We start from the raw sequence: 365 nt of genomic DNA on the forward strand, positions 1-365 counted from the left end.
GGAAAAGCTCAGCCGCAACCAGATGAACGAGCTCATCGAACGCGCCGGCGGCCGCTCCTCCTCCAGCGTCTCCAAGAAGACCACCCTGGTCGTCGCCGGCGAGAACGCCGGATCCAAACGCGCCAAGGCCCAAACCCTCGGCATCCGCCTGGCCACCCCCGACGAACTCGCCACCCTCATCGCCGACTTCGTCGACTGAGCCCCTCGGCAAGGGGGCATGCCGCAGCTCACATCGGCAGCCAGAACCGGCCCGGAACAACCCACAACGGTTGACCGTTCACCTGTACGTGGCTGCGGAGGGGACAGTGTCCCCGGGCCTCACCTACAGCCCATGGGGACGATCGTCCGGCTGAAGCCCCATGGAG

General features: G+C 66.8%; 1 protein-coding gene. It reads left to right on the forward strand.

From position 1 onward, the window contains the following. On the forward strand, window positions 1-199 hold a 199-nt coding region (locus OP79_RS49230), incomplete at its 5' end, for a BRCT domain-containing protein (RefSeq protein WP_033329891.1). Between the last annotated feature and the right edge of the window lie 166 nt (window positions 200-365).

This window comes from Streptomyces yerevanensis (genome assembly GCF_000716805.1).
Taxonomy (GTDB): Bacteria; Actinomycetota; Actinomycetes; order Streptomycetales; family Streptomycetaceae; genus Streptomyces; species Streptomyces flaveus.